Source organism: Massilimicrobiota sp. An142 (assembly GCF_002160725.1).
Taxonomy (GTDB): domain Bacteria; phylum Bacillota_I; class Bacilli_A; order Erysipelotrichales; family Coprobacillaceae; genus Allocoprobacillus; species Allocoprobacillus merdigallinarum.
Genome location: NZ_NFLD01000005.1, coordinates 92,761 through 114,612, shown reverse-complemented (window position 1 = coordinate 114,612; position 21,852 = coordinate 92,761). Strand labels below are relative to the sequence as shown.

Sequence of the window (21,852 nt, the reverse complement as noted above, 5' to 3'; positions counted from 1 at the left end):
ACATCTCTGTTGTGATGTGTATGACAGTCTGGGCATGTCCATTCCCTGACAGACAGGTCTTTTGTAATATCATGAACTGTCCCGCACACATGACATGTCTGGCTACTTGGATACCATTTGTCTATCTTCTGAAGATGTTTACCTTCTTCCTCACATTTGTAGGCCAGCATACTGGTAAACATGCCCCAGCCATTGTCATGTACGCTTTTACCAAAGTTCAGACATTGTGACATGGATTTCATATCGACATCTTCAATGCAAATGAAGTCATATGTATCCACAAGATGTCGTGATAGCTTATGCAGAAAGTCCTTTCTCTGATTAGCTATCTTTTCATGTAATTTGTTGACCTTTATCTTCTGTCTGTAATATCTGTTGGACTGTAATTGCCCTTTTCTATACATCTTTGACAGCTTTCTCTGCTCTCTGGCAAGCCTTCTTTCCATCTTTCTGTAGAAATGCGGATAGTTTGGCTCACGGCCAGAACTGTCAACATAGAGTTCCTTCATGGAAAAGTCCAGTCCAACAGATTTGGTTGTATCATTCTTTTCCTGTACTTGGTTTTCGTACTCGAAAAGAACAGATACAAAATACTTTCCTGTTGGTGTCTGAGATACTGTCACCGACTTAAGTACACCATATGGTTCTCTATGTCTTTTTATCTTGATAAGACCAACTTTAGGCAACTTGATATATCTGTCATTGATATCAATATTGTTGCCTACCTTGTTTGTTGTATAGGATTTCCTTGTATTCTTCTTGCTATGAAAATGAGGAAATCCTGCTTTCTTTTCCTTGAAGAACTTCTGAAATGCACTTTGCAGGTTCAATTGAACATTTGTCAGAGCTAGAGAGTCGACCTCTCTTAGAAAATCATATTTTTTCTTATACTGTGCTGGCGTGCATTTCAGCATCTTCTTTTCCTTGTTGTAGTAATCTATCTTATCTGAAAGCATCATGTTCCAGATAAAACGGCAACAGCCAAAAGTCTTCTGAAATATGACAGCCTGTTCATCAGTAGGATAGATTCTATATTTATAGGCTTTATAGGCTGTCGCCATGCTTTCACCTCCTGTTTACTGATTATTGATATATTTTCTGATATTTTCTTCGCTTGTCGAGCCTATCGTCTCAATATAGAAGCTATGGTTCCATATTGTTCCATTATATAGCTTCGTGGCAATATCAGGGTGATTCATGAATAGCTTTCTGCCACTGATACCCTTCAGCATTTTGACTATATAGGACGGAGCAATCTTTGGTGGAGCAGAAACAAACAGATGAACATGATTTCTATCTCCAACAGCACATTCGTGAATAATGAATCCTTTATCCTGTGCTGTCTGTTGTAGAATATCTTTTAGTTCCTTGGCTATGTCATCTGTGAGTATGCCCTTTCTATATTTGACACACCAGACAATATGATAATTGATGTTGTAGACGCAAGTTCTTCTTTTTGTATATTTATCTTTCATACATATAGTATATCATATTTTTGATTATATTTGTTAATTATCTAAATATATTTGTATAAATAACAAATATACACTTAAACATATAGTCAATTCATCTCGGCACATCGCTACGCTATGAACCGAGAATTCTTGACTAGTTTCTTAAATATTTTTAATATCACTTTCTCGTACCCAACAAATTCCATCACCTATCAAATATGGATTTTTAGCTCCTGGAATTATTTTTGTAATAATTCCACTATGATACAAAGAAGATAATGATATATCAGAATCACTTGAAATGTAACATCTATCAAAAGATACTTTATCTCCTACTTCATAAGTTCTATTTTTTATTTTATTTAACTCATTATTCTTTATTATTAATGGATAGTTTTTATAAGAATAATTTAAATCTACACTGCCACTAATTCCTACAATTTTGCCCTTTGATGTATACTGCCAAATACCACAATCTATCTCACATTCTTTAGCTTCCCATTGAGCTATCCAACGGTCATATTTTTTTAAAGCTTGAGAATCTAGTTTTGTTGTATACCAATACTTCGAACAATAAAACATTGCATAATAATTATTATTTTCAATTGTTTCACAAAACGCTTTAATAATATTGGTTAATTCTTGTTTTGATAAACAACCTTGATTTGTTTCATCTTCAATATCAATAATAATAGGATAAGTAATCCTATAATTTTTTGCTAACGACAAACAGTATTCTGCTTCTTTAATAGCCTCACTTTCATTTACAGCAGTAGAATATATGTATAATCCCACAGGAATATTCATTTCATTAATTTGTTCAATGTTATCAAAAAATTTTTCATCAGTGTAGATTTTTCTATATGTTATTCCTCTGTATGCAGCACGTAAAATAATAAAATCTAATTGGTTTTTGATAATTGAAAAATCAATTTTTCCATTATGTTTAGAAATATCAGCTCCCTTAAACATCTTCATCATCTCCATCAATAAAATTTTCTAGAATAGCTATTACTTTTTTTATAGCCACATTTTTTTCTACACCAATGGTTGATAAATTTTCTTCTATACTTATAATTTCATTAATTAAATATCCTACAATAATCATATTTTTACATATATTCAAAGAAAAATTGACATCAATTTCATATCCTATCCACACCATTACTAATATTCCAACTTTTTTCATGATACCTGCATATCCAACTTTTGAACTTAATTTCCCATTGATGGAATTCGTAGATTTTTGTAGGAAAGCAGTATAAGTACCTAAACAATAGTCAATAATCATACTACCTATTAGAAAAAAAGTTAGAGTATCATTAACATTGAAAATATTCCATATAATTAAAATAAAGATGCATATAATACCTACTTTTATGATTGCTTTTTTCATAAATAAATTCTCCTTTCATTGCGTCAGTGAATACGTTTCATATTTTTCTTCAATTAGTATAAAGACACAGTCCATCAAGAAATAATTAAATTTATATTCTCATCTAAATAATTCATATTTTAAAATTTTTTATATCAGTTCTAGAATTAACTCTATTATCTAGCATTATAAGTTTCAAATAATATAACAATGTATCACACAAAAAAAGAACTTCCTTATTTGTTATAGAATATAATAATTACACTAGCTAATTTACTCGTAATTTAATTTTCGTAATTATTTGTCTATATTTCCTAAGCACAGAACTATGATTTGCATAACCTAAAACAATTGATATATCATCAAAACCCATTCCTTTATCTATTCTCATTTCTAATAATAAAATCTCATCAGGGAATAAAAGAAGTAGCCAAGAATCAACGAGATGAACAATATATGAATAATAATTATATAGGTCCATAAAAGTAGTTTGATTAGCTTTACTGCTTTCTTCCATATTCATTTCGTATAAGTGCTGTTTTGCAATAAAGTATAATCCTAGAGTAAGTTCTATTTCTTTATATGTATAATACATTTTATATACTCCCTACTCAGTAAATAAACCTTGTAAAACGTTTTACAAATTAATTATATTTTATTATCAATGCACTTTTGTGCTTTATAAAACTATATTAGAGTTTTTCATGAGTTATAATTGACAACAATAAAACATAATGGTATCATATTGACACTTAACATATTGTTAAAAAATTCACAGACTAGCAAATCATAGTCAAAAAAATCATCATGCTTTTTATATTAAAACAACTAAAACACATAAAAAAATCTTATGGATTACTAAAGGAGTATTTATGTTAAAAAAAATCATCATTTCTCTATTAGGACTATCATCAATATTAAGTCTTCTGTTTCTTTGGTTTTGCTCTTGGAGATTGGATTTATACGTTGAGAATAAAGATGATGATTCTTTTTTTCATTCCACTCAAATAAAAGGATATGCCAGAGGATTAGATGAAGCTAAGTTTCAAAGAAGTCAATATAATGAAAAAGATTTGCTTATTTTATTTCGTGATTGTGATATATTTCAATATCCTCATATTTATTATGAAGACACAATTTATTTAAAAACATCTGCATTACATTATTCATTGCATGATGCAAACACTTATGCACAATTTTCAATTAGCGGAAAATATTCCCAAGAAAATCAAGATGAATTTGAAAAACTGCAACAAGATTTTGAAAATGCTTTAGATAAAAACATAGCAAAAAGAAATTACAATTTTACCAGTTATATTGAATCAAATAAAAACCAAAATAATACTTCTTATACATTTACAATTTACTCTACTTTAATTTTCCCATTAACAAAAGAAAACATTTATGAGGAAAAAGGGTTATATGAACCACAAAATTATAATAAAAATGACATTCAAGTGGGAAGAAAACTATTTGAATATGATTTTAAGATATACCAAAAAAACATTCAAAAGAAAATAAACCAATATAAACTGTACTGTGAAATATCTACCATAACACTTTTTCTATCAATCCTTTTGCTTATAATTTATTTATTCAAAAAAAGGCTAAACGTATAAAATTTCACGTTTAGCCCAAATTTTACAACTCAGATATAACATATTCTATAAATGCATCTGCAGCAGCCAATCTATACTCTAATTCAGGTAATTCTTGGCCATCTAATAGTTTTTCTTTTAAATATTTCATTGGGTCCATGAACTCAACATTTGGAAACATTCCTTCTTGAAATACTGTAACTGCTTCAGAAAAACTATCAAAATCACCATAAGCTTGTTTAACATACAAACCACTTCTATTCTTCGCTAATTCAGAATTTGAACCAATAAAATAATCATAAAATGCATCTGCAATACTTGTTTGACTTCCCATGTAATATCCCAAATTGAATGCATCGATATCAGCAATATAATCTACATAAGGGAATGTCGTATCTGCTGTTTTACTGCAAATATTATTTTTTGCCCAATTTCTATAATTAGAACCACCTTTATTCTTAACTTCCGCAGTAAATGTAGTCAAATCTCCGCCCCATCCAGCAAATACATCTACTAATGGGTCGAATACTTCCCAATTAATATCCTCAAATCCTGGTATTACACTAAGATATAGTTCGGCACTAAGAGTAGCCATTAGATGATAAATGTCATACGTCATTCCACTAACTGGGTCTTTAAAATCATATCCTTTAGATTGGTCAACTCTTTCATCAGCTTTTTGAGTATAATTTGTATCTAATTTGCCTCCAGTTAGCTCCCAAAGAGTTCCTCGATATGATTGAGATTTTTCTCTAATATATTGTGCAACACATAAATTACTTTCTTTCACGTTTTGTCCAGTGTGTATCATGGCCAATTCGTATAAGTCTTTAATTACAAAATATACATTTTCAATATCACTTTGTCGTTGTGGATTCACTTTGGAAAATCCATCATCTCTACCAGAATAAGCTACTTTATCAACGGAAACAGCACCTGAACCTGAGCCATATGTCAAATCAACAGAGAATTGGTCAAAGGCCCAATCTTTTGGCATAGTAAATCCTAGATTTCCACTAAATCCATATGAAGAATCTAATACAAATAGTGTTGTAACTTCAGTTTCTTGTTTTAGAATATTACAAACATTTCTTGTACCATAGGCTCCTACTTTATATGAAGCTTTTCCATATGAGCTCATTACTGCACAAACGCCTTGGAAATATGGTACGATATAATTTACAATTTCCGTTACTTGTGGGTCGTAATCAACAGCAAAATATATTGTTGTTCCATAAGGAATACCAAATTCTTTAGCAGCCTTATATGCATTTTCTGCATTTTTCGTACCACTTTCATAACTAAAGGCAGAATTTGAACCACCATCTTCTTGGAAAATCGGAAAGATACGTAATCCCTCATCCAAAATTCTTTTAATTTCTTCATCAGTCAAATTTTTATTTAATCCACCTTCTACCTTTGTTAAATATCTACCCACAATTTCAAATCCATTTGATTTTAAAGTCTTAATTTGAGCCGTTGTGAGTTGTGTCGCTGTGTCACACCCCTTAGCACTTCTATCTGGGTCTCCATTACTACTTAATAAAGACTTGATAATTGAATAATTAATAGTATTTGTTGGTTTAGAGATTAATAATGAATCAGCAAAATCTTCCAATGCACTATCTAGCTCAGCATCATAATATGAAGTTGATGTATCAATTACAAAACCATTACATACAGTAGCATACTTAACCAACTTAATAATAGGGTCTTGTGTCCCTAACGAGAAAGATTGTTCCTTACATAAACTTGTAGTAGTAGGACCCCATGTACCTGTTGCCTCACTTTTTGAAATTCCTAATTCTTTTTGTAAAGCATAAATCAACATTTTGTTCATTTCACGATTATATAACCCATCACAAGGACAAATTTGATAATAATCGTAATAATCATAATTTAACTGTTGTTGAATAGAACGAATAGCATCTGTTCCTCCTTCTAAACAGACGAATGCGCTCATATCCAATAATGCTTTCATAATGTCTCTGTTCATATTACCAGAAGCAGTTGGAAAGCCCATATCTGCTTTTAATTCCTTAACAGCTCCATAGGTTCCATTCCCATAATAACCATTAAAACCTCCAGGTGAATATCCTTTACACCATAATCCTCCTTGTACGATATAAACTAAATTCCCTTCATCTCCTTGATTGATATTAGGACATTTAGCATATGTAGTTGGGCCAAAACTATCACTTGTTTCTTGGATACCAATTTCAATTTGCAAAGCACGTCTTAATCCATAAATAGTGGGCCAACCTGTTCTACCATTTTCTTCAACACGATTAAATCTACTATCATCACCATATGTTTTATTTAACCATTTCTGAACTTCTAATACCATTTCATCAATTCTTGGTTGCATTAAAATAATCCTCCTATAATTAAATTTTGTAGTTTTTAATATCGATATTTTTTCTACAACCTTATTCTAATTCTTTTTTTATGCACTTTTGTGCTATTTATGTTAAATTTCAAAAATGAAAAAAGTTCGTTATATTTGTTATTAACATGTATTCATCATAAAGAAAACTACAAAACAATTAAAGAATTAACTTCGTTTATTGATTTTCAAACCTTTTTTCATCCCTTTCTTGAATGTTCATACGATTCATAAACTCTAGTTCTTTTTGAGCTTGCTCGTTACAATATCTAGAAATCTGTGATTCTCCATTTTTATAGGTTTTGGAATCCTTAGAGGTAGTTTATTCAAGTTTTCAATTCCTTTTTTAATCTTTTTATGAGTTCAGATTGACCATAATGACTTGTTTCTATTTCAACAATTCCCCTTAAATACTCTATTAATTTTTCATTATTCATAATATACCTTTCATTAGCTACAGTAATCAGAAAAAGTATAACATAGTTAAAAGAATAGCTTTCTTTCTAATCATAAATATTAAAGATGTTAACAAATTTAACATGATATCTATTAATACTGTGTGAAAAAGACTGTAAAACACCTTGCTCTTTACAGTCTTTGTTGTACTCATCTCTATTGAAATCCTTTCCAGATTGTTTATCTATATAGATATTATTTTCTTCAATATGATAAAAAAGCAGGGCTTCTACCTGCCTTGCTACATTCTGCTCCTTGCTTGATACTCGGACATATCCGTATCTTTTCATATGTATTCCTTCTTTCTTAAATAAATAAGAATTATTATATGCTATTTGATACAAAAATAATTCTCTTTGAATTGAATACAAAAAAAGAAAACCCTTGGTTTTCTTCGTTTTGATATTAACTTTTAGCATTTTCTAATGATAACATCACTTATTTCTAACTGTCTTAAACACGTCTAAAACATATTGATAGTCTTCTATCATTTCTTTAAATATAGTATTTTCGTATTGATATCCACTATTATATTGTAATAGTTCTATTTCATCTATTTTTTTAGGACTTGAACATATAAATTCACCATCTTTATATTCCATTTCAACATATACTAAATTTATATAACTGTTTCCGTTACCATCCTTTAAATAAACAAATGCATAATCATACGTTTTATTGTTATCTAATTGATAATTGTCTTTCGGTCCCCATTGCATGGTTGCCCCTTTTATAGTATTTAAGTTTTCTTTTTGTTCTTTTGATATATCTTTTATATTTTGAATATTTTCATCATAGCAAATAATCCCATATAGTTCTGTCAATGAACCTTGCACCAGCTGAATGGCTGGTTTCTTTGAAGTGGCTTCATATTCTTTTTCATTCCCCTTAATTTCATATATTATATCTTCATCAGATTCAATATAATTTACAATTATTGGTTCCTGTCTAGAACTAATTTCGTTAGAAGTGGTTGCTATATTATTTGCTTGAAATCCTATCCATACACTTGCTAACAGTGAAACTACAGTCAAAAACATATTTATCTTATTGAAATTTCTTTCTTTTTTTATTTCATCTATTTCATTATAAATTTTTTCATTTTCCTTTTGAATATCATTTTTTATTTCATTTATTATTGCTTTTTTCTCATTATGGTTCATATTTAATTCTCCTTTCACCCTCAAATTATACTAAAAATCTCCCCATTTTTATAGTCATGGTGTGTCTTACCCCTATTTTTTAGTGATTTCTAGACACATTCCTTCAAAACTCTACTCGAAATCATTCTGTTTAGGATTGATTGAGATGATGAGGAGGTTTCAATACATTCAAAACCCCTATCAATCATCAAATTATTGTAGATAATTGACAAAAAGACTTCATTTTTGTAAGTTTCTGCTATCAAATGCAAATAATTGTAAAATAATAGAACTTTCTGCATTTCAGTGCATAAAGTTGAGTTTTTAAAAAGTTTATGCTATACTAGGCTTAAAGGAGGTATAGCGAATGATTGATAGTCATAAACTCAAAAAAAGAGATTTATATTTGAATAAAATCATAGCATTTCAAGACACTGAGCCTGTCAAAGTCGTAACAGGAATTCGTAGATGTGGAAAATCCAGTCTATTAAAGCTTATGATTCTACATTTAAAAGAAAGCGGGATTAATGATGACCAGATACTTGAAATGAATTTTGAATCTCATGCCTATAAGGATATGAATAGTGAATCTTTCTATGAATATGTTAAACAACACATTATACCTAACAAAAGAATGTATCTTTTCTTTGATGAAGTACAAAGAGTTCCAAACTGGGAAGATGCTATTAACTCTTTCCGTGTTGATTTCAATTGCGATATCTATGTAACTGGCTCTAATGCTTATATGCTTTCCTCTGAATATGCAACTTATTTGTCAGGAAGATGTATAGAAATTAAGGTATTACCTCTATCATTTATGGAATTTATAATATTTCATGATTTCGAAGTCAGGGAAAGAAAAAGTGCTTTAGGAGGCACGCGCAAACAAGTTGTTGATAAAAACGGGGAATATTATGACCTTCAAGAACTTTTTGAAGCTTATATGCGTTTTGGTGGAATGCCAGGTATTGCTGATGTAGGACTTGACCAAGAAAAAGCATTTGTATTACTTGAGGGTATTTATTCTACGGTTATTATGAGAGATATTCTTGAGAGAGAAAATCGAAGAGGACAAAAAAGAATTACTGACCCAGTTCTTCTAAAAAAGATTATTCTATTTTTAGCAGATAATATAGGCAACAATATTTCTGTTTCTTCTATTGGTAACACTCTAGTCAATGAAGGGCTTCTTGAGGATGGGAAACGAAAAGGTAATCCAAGTACTCATACGGTTCAAGCTTATATAAATGCATTGTTAGAATCATACTTTTTTTATGATATCAAAAGATTTGATATCAAAGGTAAAGAATTCTTAAGAACACTTGGTAAATACTATATCGTTGATATTGGACTTAGAAATTACCTGTTAGGTGTCAGAAACAGAGATAGTGGACATGCTATAGAAAATGTTGTCTATTTAGAGTTGCTTCGTAGAGGTTATGATGTTTCTATAGGAAAGGTTGACAATTTAGAAGTAGATTTTATCGCCACCAAGACTGATGAGAAACTTTATATTCAAGTTACTGAATCAATGGAAAGTGAAGAAGTACGAGATAGAGAATTAACACCACTTCAAAAAATAAAGGATAACTATGAAAAAATTGTTCTTTCTTTAAATACAGGCTTAGATACTTCTTATGATGGTATTAAATCTATTAATTTGATTGATTGGTTGATTACACCATATGTTTAATAAGACAAAACCTCTCAATATACTATTTATTATGCTATAATAAAAAAGCGGGGAAATCTTGTATGTTCCCTACTTTTCGGCCTGTTGTCCAGTGTCATTTCTTAAATTGTTAATTATTATGACAACAATATTCACCATTGCAATCACGATAACTTCCACGACAATTCCTTGGTAGTCATTGAGGTGGAATATATCGGTGATATATTGAATAGCGAATTGAAGGCACATATGAAAAAGTACCTGCGAACAACCGCCTAAAATAATAATCACCAACGTACCAGATATATTTAGAGCTGGTACGCTTTTATTTTATGTAATAATGTAGGCATATTCAAGTATAACTTGTATGAATGTTGTCTCTTTAACATATAACACTGTTCATAACACCGTCGATAACGGGGTTCCTCAACGCTCTTCAAACTATATTAGTCTAAGCTAACTCACATACAAAAAAAGATGGTGTTATAGGTATTTTTAAAGTATAAACTTGTATTGAACATACGCTATAGACAACTTTATATCTATATAAGCTCTTTTTATGCAGTCTAGACTCAAGCATAACTTGAATTTAACTTATATATATAATAAAATACCTCTGTCGCTTCCAAACGACGGAGGTGAAAATGTCTTTATGGCAAGCAGACTGTTGTCTGCCTTGAAGAAAAGTTGGAAAGCCATTCTGTTCATTATTTTAGTGGACATCATAGAATGGCTCACAACACTACAAATGTTACCTCTCGACACATTAGTTCTTACAATCACTGCCGATGTAACAATCAATTTAGTAGATACATTCTACAAGAGCCAGAAAAGGCAATAAACGCGGGGACTTGTCCCTGCTCTTTTATTATACCACTATTACTAATGTTATGAGAAAAACTAACAAAAACATCTGTTTTCTAAAACAATACTCAAAATAATCTTGATAAACATCCCAACAAAAGATATATTTTCTGTCTTATTCAAGTATAACTTGAGATGTGACTTATTTTTGTTAATTTATGTTAATAATCACTCCTATAAAACCCTCACTATATGCTCCCAACTCAAGCATAACTTGAATTATATAGACAAAAAAAGTATTCTCTGAGAATGAGAACGCCTCTGTAACCTTCTCTGAGAAAACTATTATTCTATTATAAGTGCAATACCTTATAAAACCTAATTATAATCTATTTAACTTATATTTATATACAAAAGAAAAAATAATACTATCTAAAATCTATCAAAACCCTATCAAACTTTTCTCTTTATGTATGAATTAACTTTTCTGTTACAGAAGTGAATAACTTTTACTATTACATAAGAAGAAATATATTACAAAAGTAAACAACTTTTACTGATGTAAGAGAAGAATATTTCTATTATATAAGAATAGATATTTCTTTAATTTGTACAGAAATGATATTTTTTTACCACTCACTTTGGCTCAAAAGCTTACTTTTTATGATAGAAACACTATTTTTGTGATACGAGTGATAATTTTTTATCATTAGAAGGCTAAATATGGATAAAAATGATAATTTTTTATTACGAAAGCCAACTTTTGCATTAAAGTAGAGCACGGAGGTGCTCCCACCCAGAGCTTCCAAGGAAGCTCGCCATTGCCCTAACTGTTCTTACATAATTTATAAAAACATTCGATAAAAACAGGGGCTCGCTCCCACCTTTCATTCTAGAGGGAGAGAAGCTCTGAGCAGGAAGCACCCTTGTAAATAAAAAAATCCCCCTAGGGTTTGACTAGACGCATTGGTCTATCAAACACGGAGATAGTTAAACTATCTCATCTAGGGATTGAGTATTCCGTCGGTCGGTCAGTCGTCGCGAGGTTTTCTCAGTTACAGTTACATGACTTTTGCCATGCTTCCATGGGTTTCCAAAACACCTTAAAAAGGGAACTGCCCCCTACCAGTCCAGACCTCCCTCGTCTGCTGGTACCATCTTCCACGCCGTCATTTTAGCAATATAAATATTACATGGTAGAACTCACCGGGCATTATCTAGACTTTAACAGTATAAGGTATCTTATCAACCTCGCCATCTGGGCTTTGAGGGTTTACGAGCTCGACATCCTATACACCAATAGCAACTAGAATATCAGTATCGATTTTCATAGAAACCAACTTTAGACATGATGGAGGTTGGTTGTATCTCATTGGTCTTGCCCTTATGTTACCCCTGCACTATATAATGTCCTGGGAGCCAGAAATTATACAATACAGGCATAAGTTTTTCCGCAGATTACAAATTCTATGTGGGCTGATAAAACCCCATTCACTTCATCTCCTGTCTTGTCTTTAATCCTCCTTTCCAGACAGATAAATTGAGAAACACTATCTCCAGGTGTGAATGAAACCTTTATAAAATTGATAAAGAAAAAGACTTCTATAAAAGAAGTCATAGTGTACCTTGATTCATAACATATTTTTTAGCTTTAATTGTTATATGGCAGATTCTAAAGCTGTTTTAATTAAAATAAATTAATATTGGTACACTTCCTTTCTTTCATTTGTTATTATAACATATTTTCCTAAATTTTTCAATATATAATTTGTTTATTTACTAAATGTCGTTTTCAAGGTTCTCTTCTCTATTTACATTATCTTAACATAATCTTTAAAAAAGTTTATTACATTTAGCATGTATTACGTGATAAAATACATTTGCGGCCGTAAATTACAAATATTAAGGAGAAATATAATATGAAAAAAATAGTTTGTGCATGTTTAGCATGTTTATTATCTTTTGGTATGATTTCTAATACTTATGCTTTAGAAAATATTTCTTCTAGTCAGCAACCAAACATAAGTACACGTACTGCTAATACTGTTACATATTCCTATAGTTTTAGTAATTATTATGAAACTCCTGCTAGTATTAGTAGTTATGTTCCAAATAAAGGTGGCATTAGTATTACATTATATCCAGATACAAATATGCCAAAAGAAACAATGACTTTTGAGCTCGTTAGAGATGGAACTAGAACAGGTAAAGAGAAAACAGTTGCGATGACTTCTGGAAAATTTGTAAGCTGGGGTGAATTACCTTCTGGTAAATATTCTATTAGACTTACTAGCTCTTATGCAGATATATATTCTGGTAGAAAAGTCTATGGGCAAATAAGAGTGATTTTTGGAGATTAAAATGGATTCGAACATCATTCAATTTCCTATACCTTTGTTTATTGTGATTGCAATAATTATATTCTCTTTTCTTTACTTTTTTAAAAATTATTCATTACTTTATTCAGGATTTGTGGGAATATATATATCATTTGTCATTAGTGTCTTATTTTTCCCTTTTGTTTTAAATCCTGGAGAAAATTATCATTTTGGAGAAGAATTAAGGTGGGCTGTTGATTTCTATCATCCTATATTAAAATTGGAGTTACTACCCGAATACACTCTTTTCCATTTTGTATTATTTATTCCATTTGGATTTATATTAAGAAAAGAATTTCCACTTAAAAATACAATTTTGATTTCTGTTGCTATTATATTTGGTATAGAAAATTTACAGTTACTTATTAATTTTTTAACTTTATATGTGCAGTATGTATATGATTTCGGTGATATCATCATTCATCTCATCAGTATATGTATAGGAATATTGATTTATTATCCAATACATTGTCTATATCCAAAGGTGCAAAGCTTATATAATCAGATAGCAAATAATGAGTAAGATGAAAAGGATTCATTTATTTTATATATTTTTAAGTGGAATACTTGTTCTTTCACTTTTATGGGTGGTTATATTATCTCGTTCTCAGGATTTTTTACCCTTCTTGATTCAGGACATTTCTCAAAGAGATAAAAATTTCGAGTCTATTGAGAAAATAAAATATAAAGATGACCTTTATTTCGTTCTATATCAGGACAATGCTGCTGAATGTCATCTTGTGATATACGAAGAAAATCATGATTTATTTTCAACAAAATACAATTTTTATGGAAGTTCTGACTCGTCGCAGGATATTGATACTTTTAATTATCTCGAAAACGAGAGAAGTATAATTGTTGTATATGGTAAAAACAACGTAAAAGCTATCAAATACTCTTTTGAAAATCAAAACAAATCATATACTAATGAACTAAACAATGAATATATATTAGATATCTACTTGATAGATGGAAGCAATAACCCTTCTGCTAATAATTTTCAATTGTATGATGAAAATAGCGAGATTATAAACAATATTCCATAGATAGACACTTTTTAAGAGCCACTTATGAGGCTTTTTTTCTATACAAAAAAGGATAGTCATTCTTTTAGAATAACTACCCTATTTTTATTTGACAATCCTTATTAGAGAACAACTGTCTTGTCTTCAATTGACTGATTGTCCCTACAAAAACTATCAACTGCGTTTTCATCTGTTTTGTCACAACTGAAGCCTTATATCTACCAATCTGTTTTTTCATTTTATCAGATACTTCCTTACGTGGAGTAATGACATAAAGCGTATCAGTCACCTTTGCTGCTTTCTGTAACTTTTCAAAAAAGTCTGCATCTTTATGATGTCCTAATTCGCATTCCCAGTAAGTCTTGACTGTAGGAGAAAAATCGGCACTGATATCTGGGACATATCTGTTACCACCCGCAACCTGAATCTGATTGTCTTTTGAATCATATGTGACATTTGTATAACCTAAAGTTTCAAGGATACTCGCAGTATCTTTTATGAGATAGGCATGTTCAAGCGTTGAATGCTGTGATTCCAATTTATCCCTTTGAGCTTTAACAGGAGTTTTTTCTGTTAATCGTTTATAGACTGCTTCTCCAAGTTGCGTTAATCTATACAGCGATAGGTTTCTTCTTAGAAATGTTGAAATGGATTCACTCTCTACAACAAGCTTTTCAGAAAGGTTTCTCATCTCATTCTTCAGTGTTGTTTCCTGAATATCAATCCTTTTCATAACCTCACCAAAAATCTCGGCAGTTTCCGAATAACCCTTTTCTCCCATGACTTTGACGATTTCTTCCTGGTATACTGTGAGTCTTTGAACAACTCTTGCAATATCATACACTTCTCCTCCCATAATCAGCTTGTCGTCTACCACTGCTTTATCCTGAGAAGGCTCTTCACTATTTGAAAATGTTGGAGGAGGTGGTGTAGATGCATGCAAGATTTTATTATTTCCCTCATTTCTCTCCAATGCTTCCTGAAGCGACAACACCTTAGAAGCCAATTCCTGATTTTCTCTTTGACATTCCAGATATAATTGCTGTAATTCTCGAATATTCTGCATAAATTCCTGCTTCTGCTCTATGATATTGGTAATGATGAAATCTCTTAACTGGCCATCACTCATCTTGAAGATTTCATTAGGGCCACCCAGTTGTTTGATAGCATATTTAAAATTGCAGGTTTTTTCAGCGATTGTTTCGAGGTTTTTTCTTAGACTCTTTGCCCTTGATTGAGCTTCTCTATATTCTTTTTCAATCCTATTAATCTGTGCATCGTATTGCATGATAAGGGAATCATTATTCATTCTCTTCACCTCCATATACATTTCTATATATAACAAAGTCAATCTGACTTCTTAAATATTTTAAAGTATTCAGTGAGTCAACAAAATCATTATATGCACTTTCAGCCCACGCCATATAATCGCTGGATGTATAATTTCCAAGCATTGTTTCCAGCATGGTTTCTGTAGACATGGCAAAACTGATGAGATTATCATTGTAGTTTGCCATAATCTGTGGGACTTCTGTATAGCGAGATACATTGTCAGTTTTTGCATTGAGTGTTTGAAGGATTTTTTGAACTTCATTCGTTGTTTCAAGGCTATTTGATGCAAGGGCTGGAATAATCGTTTTTAATTCCTCTTCTAAATTCAAACAATAATTATAAAGGTCATCTGCCTTTTCTACATATTTTCTTTCATAGTGAAGGTCATAGCTGACAACATATGCCTTATTATTTTCATCAAAATCCGTATTGAAATAACCTATTCCAAATAGTCCTATCAATACGACAATGATAGAAAAGATAGCAATCTTCTTTTTGCTGTATCTGACTTCATCATCCTTTGAATAGATGGCATCACTATCTTCACTTAAATAGTCTATCTCTCCACTTTCGTCCCATACTTCTTCTTCCTTTTTCTCGGTTTTCTTGTTTCTTTTCAATAGCTTTCTTTTTTTCTTGTCTTTTTTGTTTGCATTTTCTTTGGGTTCTTCAATCACATCCTCTTCTTCCCAAATATTCCAGTCTTCATTTTTTTTAAACATACAATGCACCTCTATTCTTTTTCCTTATTAAGAAACAATACATTGCTTACAATGACCTCTCTTACGATATTCGGTATCTTTTTATCTGCTTCTGTTCCACAATCAGGACAAATAAAATGTGAAGTCTGTTTTATGACTCTTTCCTGTATACTTCCTTCAACAAAGACACGAGACTTTTCTTTTAAATACTTATTGGATAATTCCGCGTCTTTCCCAAATGCAACAATATAAGGATACTCGGCTACTGAATCATAGACAGTATCATTGACAGCCATCTTATACTTGCAGTAAGCTTTCCCATCCTTTTCCCTGTAATTCAATGGAGAACAAACATTCCCGTCCAGAAAGACTTTATTGATTCCATATGCCATTTCTGGATTATCAATGTTCATGACCGTAAAATCTTCAAAAACGACTTCCGTTCTTTCACTTCTTACTTTCTGACTCTTTACATAAAAGCATTCTGAACATTCTAACTCCTTCACTCTTATGTATGGTATAGTCTTTAATTTTGCATCAGTCGTCATGAAATACTGCCCTTCATGTACTTTATCCGTTGCTTTTGTGATGGCAAATGGATTTTTGGTTTTGACTGTTAGAACTTCCGATTTCTTCAATTCGGCTCTATAAATATCTAAATCTATGCATAAATAATCATTGTCAAAATAAACAGGAGCTTTGACAACTCCTCCAACATATGCAAAATTACTCATTTCTCTATCTACCTCCTCTAAAATATGATAGACAAAAAAGAGACTTCAAAAAGTCCCTTCAAAAACAATGAGATAGATTATTGAGTTGCTAATACTTTGATAATATCTTCATATCTATAATAGGTATGCTTCTGTATTCTATACCCAACGAATTGCTCAGGATGACTACGCAAATATTCCTTCACAATTTTATGATACTTGTTCAGCTGGAATTTATGTAGTATATATTTGGGTTGTACCAGATATGGCAAATATGGCAAAGTATCAAACTGTTTGAGCAGTTGGATTGTCTCCTCATCTACCCTCTTTAGCATCAATATCTCCATGATATCTGATTCAGGTATATCTTCAACATTTTTCCCTTTATGTTTTTGATATATCTGAAACGATTCGTTTATCATTTTCTTCATTTCTTTATTTAATTCTTTCGCTCTTTCCAGAGTAAAAACTAATAGTACCTGGACTGGAACTGTCTTTCCATTAATATTTTTATTGATTATGACAACTTCCTGATTGTCTTTGAATTTGTCTATTAACCTTTGAATGATATCTTCCTTTAATAGGGAAAATACATTTGCGCTCATATGACTTAACTGAGAATAGGTCAACTTGTCCCACGTTTCCCAAGTCAAGGCATCAAGCCTATATCGACTTTCAGCATTTACAAAAACGCCGAAATCTTGTGGTGGTATTTGTTCCATTTCTTCTTTTGACAGGAAGGATAATTCTTCCATTGTCATTTTTTTTAATTCTTTCATACCTTGTCCTTTCTAATTAATTGAATATGACTGCATTTGTGTTGCGTCATTATTGAATTGAGTCTGTAATTGCTTCAATTCAGTAAAGTTATTTTCATCAATAGCTTGTAGCATCGAGTTCAATGTCTTTATCATGCTATTAGCTAATGTAACAATGCTTTTTTGTTTGTCCTGACAACTTGTTGCCACATGAACAGCATTTAATTCATCTTTTGTCTGTGTAATGGAATCAAGTGCCGTATTGATACCATTTTCCAACGATGTCTTCATTTCTGTTGTAGGTTTGACTGTATCCTCCAGATACACAAGCAATTGAGAATTCAGAGAAGAACAGGCTGTCAAAATGGATGTCGCTGATTGCGTCAACATCATCTTGGAATCAGGTTCTGATACTCTGATTATCTGTGGATTTCCTGGCGCCACTTTTGGCAAACTATAATCTGTACATCCTACAAGCATTCCTGCGCACATCAAAGCCAGAAAAATGCGAGAAACTTTCAATATCCTCCCCTCCCGCTAAAAAGCGACTTCTCTATTATTTTATCATAAATTGGGCTTATAATTGTTTTATGAAATTTCTCACATCATTTACGTAAAAAATAGTTGGATTTCCCTTTATGCAAGGCATTTCATTCACTTTTTCTCTGGATTCAAAAAGTGTAATCAGCCATCTTAGAATTTCATCATTCCATCCATATTGCTCATAATATTCCAAAAAGATAATTCTTTCGCATTCTTTGAGCGTACACATTTCCTGAATCTGTTCAAATGCTGACCCTGTATACAATTCATTGATTCTTTCTAGAACCTTTTTATAATCCATAAGTTTATCACTTAGGAAAACGTCCTTTTCAAAATATCTTTCCAGCTTTTCTTTCTTGACCAGATTTCTTTGTATACATAAATATGGGAAAAGACATGTCGTCACATCCTTGACACTAATCAAGTTCGTTTCCTCATAAAATTCGTAGGGCTTTAAATAAAGACTATTCTTTTTCATTTTATACTGTCTTTTTATCATTCTATCTAATAAAGTTTTAGACTTCTTATCATCATGTAAGACTTCTTTCCACTTTTCTAGTACATGGATATCAAATAGATTGTTCTCCTTATAAAGCTTTAGCGTTTCTACAATCTGTACTGCTGTCATCATCATAAGATATTTATTTGGAAGTAAATGAGTTCTTCTTGCCCCATAGCTGAAGCACTCAGGTGCTATTTTTTGAAAATTATCTTTATCTTGTTTTAACATCGAATAGATATTGGCTACCTTATAGTCATGTTCTTCCAGATAGTCTGCACCTATCTTTTCTATCATTTTTTCATATCCTTTTATATGACCGTAAGTTAAGGTATTGATATCTTCAAATATATATTTTTCTATCATATTATAAAATCCTTTCTATAATCAAAATCATATCACTTTAACTGTTTTTTGTCAAAATTCACCCTTTCATGGTATACTTAAATTGTATAATATATCGAAAAGGAGATGGGCTACCATCTCTTTTTTTATGGAGAAATGAAAAGGAGGAAAATTATGTTCATTCATTTAAATGTCAAAAGTTGTTACACCTTAATGAATTCAATCATCAAGGTAGATAATCTTTTAGATAAGACTTCCAGAATGAAAAGCGAAAGTGTCGCTATTACAGACATCAATACCATGCATACTTTCTTTGATTTTGAACAACATGCGCTCAAAAAAGACAAGAAATGTAAAAATGCTAAACGTGATGTTATCAAGCCTATCTTTGGCATTACTTTCATGGTCGAGTCTACCATTGCAAATGAGTTTTTCAATCTGACTCTTCTTGCAAAGGACAACACGGGTTATCAGAATCTGATTCAGCTTTCAACGATTGCTAATACCAATCACAAGCAGTTTGCATATGTAACCCTAGATACTCTTGCAAAGTATAGTGATGGCCTTATCTGTCTTACAGGTGGAGAGGAAGGAGAAATCTTTTATCTTGTCACTCATGACAGATATGATGATGCCGTAAATTATCTTCAAAAACTTAAAGATATCTATCATGATAATCTTTATCTTGAAGTATCCAATCACTTTCTTCCTGAAGAGAAAGTATTTTTGGAAAGTGGCTTTATAGATGATGCCTTGAATCTAGGTGTTGACTATGTGGCGACAAACAACTGTTATTATCTCAAGAAGGAAGATGCGCCCTATCGAAGTCTTGCTGTTTCTATGAATTCAGAATTAGCTAATCTCAAAGCCAGTGAAATTGACTGGGTTCATCAATATGCTTCTCGTCATGTAGACTACAATGATGAATTCTATGTCAAAACAGAAACGGAAATGAAAAGAGCATTCAAGGATTATTTAAAGAAATATCCTAGACTCTTATCCAACACTGTTGAAATTGCCCATCAGTGCAACGCATCCGTTCCCATTACTAAGACTTTTCCAGAATTCCCTTTACCTGTTGGATACAGCGAGGAATCGTATTTTAGAGTGTTGATGTTAAAGGGATTTGATGAGAGATTTCCTGATGAAGAGTCTCTTGCTGGATTCAGTAAAGAAGATTACATCAATCGTATGGAATATGAATTCAATACAGTGAAGCAGATGGGATTTTTGGGGTATTTGTTGATTGTTCAAGACTACATCAACTTTGCAAAGGATGATAAAGTCTTCGAACATCCTGAAAAGTATTTTCCGAAGAATATCTATCAAGATTATTCAAAGATTCCAGAACATATCTTAAATAAGAATTTTAGTATCAGAGTAGGTCCAGGACGAGGTTCTGGCGCTGGGTCATTACTTTGTTACCTTTTGAAAATCACAAACTTAAATCCTTTGGAACATGGATTACTCTTCGAGCGCTTCCTTAATTCGGAGAGAGTTTCCATGCCTGAAAATATCGGGCATTCAGTGTGAACCCTATAACTCAGGGGTGTAAAATTATTTATATAGATAAATTTAGCTTTATGTTATGAAATAACATCAGCAAAATTATATGGAAGAACCATCTATATAAATAAATTTTGCTAATGTAGACTTTGTGCTATGAAGTTGCATCAGCAAAATTATATGAAAGAACTATCTATATAAATAAATTTTGCTAACGGTATCAGTTGAATAAGACGGTCATTCAAGCCCTGCCGGGAGATAATGACAATAGCTTTATGCCGACGAAGCCGCTGACTAAGAGAGCTTAAGGTCCTGAAATGGATAGCTGGTAATATCCGTGCTACTTCTACAATTTTTAAAATTTAATAATTAATGAGGTGAAATTATTTGAAAGAAGGTGAGAAATTAAAACCAATACAAAATATGGAAGGCTATTTCATTAGCAATTATGGAAATGTATATAGTTCAAAGCAAGGAAATTTAAGACAATTAACCCCTTATTTAGATTCTCGAAACAGATATTATCTAATAAAATTGGTATCTGATGGAAAAAGAAAAAGCTTCTTATTACATAGGCTTGTTGCAAATGCTTTCCTAGAAAATCCTAAAAATTATAAAGAGGTTAATCATATTGATAATAATCCACAAAATAATTACGTTGATAACTTAGAATGGTGCACAAGAAAATACAATTTGGAACAAAGTTATAAAACAATGTCACCTGTTAGAAACTATAATCAATGCAAGTTATACATAGACAAAAAATTTGTTGGAGAATTTCAAAGTATTAAAGCTGCTGCAAGATATGCAGTTAACAATTATCAATACAGTTACCAATCATTATGTAAATATCTTCGTTGTGGAAATTGTGAAATTATTCTAAAAAATAAAAATAATAGAATAAATATAAGTGATGGGAAAGTACACAAAGCATACAACGTAGGTAAAGTAAATCTATACCATAACGATGAATTCATTGGTCAATTTAATAGTATAGAAGAAATTTATAGGATATATAAAGAAAAAGGAATTACTTTATGTAAGCCGTATTTAATCAAAACGGGTAAAAGTGGCGAATATAGAATTGAAAGAATTGTAGAAAAGTGTAACGACTAGAGCTTTAGCTCGTAGACTGGAAGATGAGTTACCAGTCGAAGTGTACTGA

At 31.3% G+C, this 21,852-nt stretch carries 21 protein-coding genes; 7 read left to right on the top strand and 14 right to left on the bottom strand.

All coding sequences use genetic code 11. The features are described from left to right. The 5 genes from B5E87_RS03780 to B5E87_RS03760 all read right to left on the bottom strand — a co-directional run. On the bottom strand, positions 1 to 1,061 hold a 1,061-nt coding region (locus B5E87_RS03780), incomplete at its 3' end, for an RNA-guided endonuclease TnpB family protein (RefSeq protein ID WP_087243597.1). Between the two features lie 15 nt (positions 1,062 to 1,076). After that, on the bottom strand, positions 1,077 to 1,475 hold the full coding sequence (tnpA, locus tag B5E87_RS03775; RefSeq protein ID WP_087243596.1) for an IS200/IS605 family transposase: 399 nt from the start codon (positions 1,473 to 1,475) through the stop codon (positions 1,077 to 1,079). 141 nt (positions 1,476 to 1,616) lie between these two features. Then, positions 1,617 to 2,426, bottom strand: a complete 810-nt coding sequence (locus tag B5E87_RS03770) for a glycoside hydrolase family 25 protein (protein ID WP_158095544.1) — start codon at positions 2,424 to 2,426, stop codon at positions 1,617 to 1,619. Continuing rightward, positions 2,419 to 2,850, bottom strand: coding sequence for a phage holin family protein (locus B5E87_RS03765; protein WP_087243594.1), 432 nt, complete (start codon positions 2,848 to 2,850; stop codon positions 2,419 to 2,421). The genes B5E87_RS03770 and B5E87_RS03765 overlap by 8 nt, the downstream gene beginning before the upstream one ends. A gap of 247 nt (positions 2,851 to 3,097) precedes the next feature. Continuing rightward, positions 3,098 to 3,424: a hypothetical protein gene (locus B5E87_RS03760; protein ID WP_087243593.1), complete on the bottom strand. Its 327-nt coding sequence runs from the start codon at positions 3,422 to 3,424 to the stop codon at positions 3,098 to 3,100. A gap of 277 nt (positions 3,425 to 3,701) precedes the next feature. On the opposite strand from B5E87_RS03760, the gene B5E87_RS03755 reads away from it, so the two are divergent. Continuing rightward, positions 3,702 to 4,448: a hypothetical protein gene (locus B5E87_RS03755; protein WP_087243592.1), complete on the top strand. Its 747-nt coding sequence runs from the start codon at positions 3,702 to 3,704 to the stop codon at positions 4,446 to 4,448. A gap of 22 nt (positions 4,449 to 4,470) precedes the next feature. On the opposite strand, the gene B5E87_RS03750 is transcribed toward B5E87_RS03755, so the two are convergent. The 3 genes from B5E87_RS03750 to B5E87_RS03740 form a co-directional block, all read right to left on the bottom strand. Then, a complete protein-coding gene (locus B5E87_RS03750) occupies positions 4,471 to 6,795 on the bottom strand; it encodes a glycoside hydrolase domain-containing protein (RefSeq protein ID WP_087243591.1) in 2,325 nt (774 codons plus the stop codon). A 521-nt stretch (positions 6,796 to 7,316) separates the two neighbouring features. Continuing rightward, positions 7,317 to 7,559: a recombinase family protein gene (locus B5E87_RS15635; RefSeq protein ID WP_087243601.1), complete on the bottom strand. Its 243-nt coding sequence runs from the start codon at positions 7,557 to 7,559 to the stop codon at positions 7,317 to 7,319. Between the two features lie 144 nt (positions 7,560 to 7,703). Beyond that, complete coding sequence (locus B5E87_RS03740; RefSeq protein WP_087243590.1) at positions 7,704 to 8,432, bottom strand: hypothetical protein; 729 nt, start codon at positions 8,430 to 8,432, stop codon at positions 7,704 to 7,706. Between the two features lie 346 nt (positions 8,433 to 8,778). On the opposite strand from B5E87_RS03740, the gene B5E87_RS03735 reads away from it, so the two are divergent. From B5E87_RS03735 to B5E87_RS03715, 4 genes are all read left to right on the top strand, one after another. Further along, complete coding sequence (locus B5E87_RS03735) at positions 8,779 to 10,104, top strand: ATP-binding protein (RefSeq protein WP_087243589.1); 1,326 nt, start codon at positions 8,779 to 8,781, stop codon at positions 10,102 to 10,104. 2,702 nt (positions 10,105 to 12,806) lie between these two features. After that, complete coding sequence (locus tag B5E87_RS03725; protein WP_087243587.1) at positions 12,807 to 13,247, top strand: hypothetical protein; 441 nt, start codon at positions 12,807 to 12,809, stop codon at positions 13,245 to 13,247. A 1-nt stretch (position 13,248) separates the two neighbouring features. Next, positions 13,249 to 13,788, top strand: coding sequence for a hypothetical protein (locus tag B5E87_RS03720; protein ID WP_087243586.1), 540 nt, complete (start codon positions 13,249 to 13,251; stop codon positions 13,786 to 13,788). After that, the gene (locus B5E87_RS03715; protein ID WP_087243585.1) at positions 13,781 to 14,311 is read left to right on the top strand and encodes a hypothetical protein; all 531 of its coding nucleotides are present in this window, start codon (positions 13,781 to 13,783) and stop codon (positions 14,309 to 14,311) included. Before B5E87_RS03720 ends, B5E87_RS03715 begins: the two co-directional genes overlap by 8 nt. 73 nt (positions 14,312 to 14,384) lie before the next feature. Here the strand turns inward: B5E87_RS03715 and B5E87_RS03710 are convergent, their stop codons facing one another. From B5E87_RS03710 to B5E87_RS03685, 6 genes are all read right to left on the bottom strand, one after another. After that, positions 14,385 to 15,599: a hypothetical protein gene (locus B5E87_RS03710; RefSeq protein ID WP_087243584.1), complete on the bottom strand. Its 1,215-nt coding sequence runs from the start codon at positions 15,597 to 15,599 to the stop codon at positions 14,385 to 14,387. Beyond that, positions 15,592 to 16,344 (bottom strand): hypothetical protein, encoded by a 753-nt coding sequence (locus B5E87_RS03705; protein ID WP_087243583.1) that lies wholly within the window; start codon positions 16,342 to 16,344, stop codon positions 15,592 to 15,594. The genes B5E87_RS03710 and B5E87_RS03705 overlap by 8 nt, the downstream gene beginning before the upstream one ends. An 11-nt stretch (positions 16,345 to 16,355) precedes the next feature. Next, entirely contained in the window at positions 16,356 to 17,057 is a 702-nt protein-coding gene (locus B5E87_RS03700; RefSeq protein ID WP_087243582.1) for a single-stranded DNA-binding protein, read from the bottom strand. 77 nt (positions 17,058 to 17,134) lie between these two features. Continuing rightward, a complete protein-coding gene (locus B5E87_RS03695) occupies positions 17,135 to 17,815 on the bottom strand; it encodes a hypothetical protein (RefSeq protein ID WP_087243581.1) in 681 nt (226 codons plus the stop codon). 12 nt (positions 17,816 to 17,827) lie between these two features. Beyond that, positions 17,828 to 18,286 carry a hypothetical protein gene (locus B5E87_RS03690; RefSeq protein WP_158095543.1) on the bottom strand — a complete coding sequence of 153 codons (459 nt, stop codon included), beginning with the start codon at positions 18,284 to 18,286 and terminating at the stop codon, positions 17,828 to 17,830. An 85-nt stretch (positions 18,287 to 18,371) separates the two neighbouring features. Beyond that, positions 18,372 to 19,202 carry a hypothetical protein gene (locus B5E87_RS03685; protein WP_087243579.1) on the bottom strand — a complete coding sequence of 277 codons (831 nt, stop codon included), beginning with the start codon at positions 19,200 to 19,202 and terminating at the stop codon, positions 18,372 to 18,374. A 153-nt stretch (positions 19,203 to 19,355) separates the two neighbouring features. On the opposite strand from B5E87_RS03685, the gene B5E87_RS03680 reads away from it, so the two are divergent. Both B5E87_RS03680 and B5E87_RS03675 read left to right on the top strand, forming a co-directional pair. Further along, entirely contained in the window at positions 19,356 to 20,714 is a 1,359-nt protein-coding gene (locus B5E87_RS03680; RefSeq protein WP_158095542.1) for a PHP domain-containing protein, read from the top strand. A gap of 360 nt (positions 20,715 to 21,074) precedes the next feature. After that, positions 21,075 to 21,803, top strand: coding sequence for an HNH endonuclease (locus B5E87_RS03675; protein WP_087243577.1), 729 nt, complete (start codon positions 21,075 to 21,077; stop codon positions 21,801 to 21,803). The last annotated feature ends 49 nt before the right edge of the window (positions 21,804 to 21,852 follow it).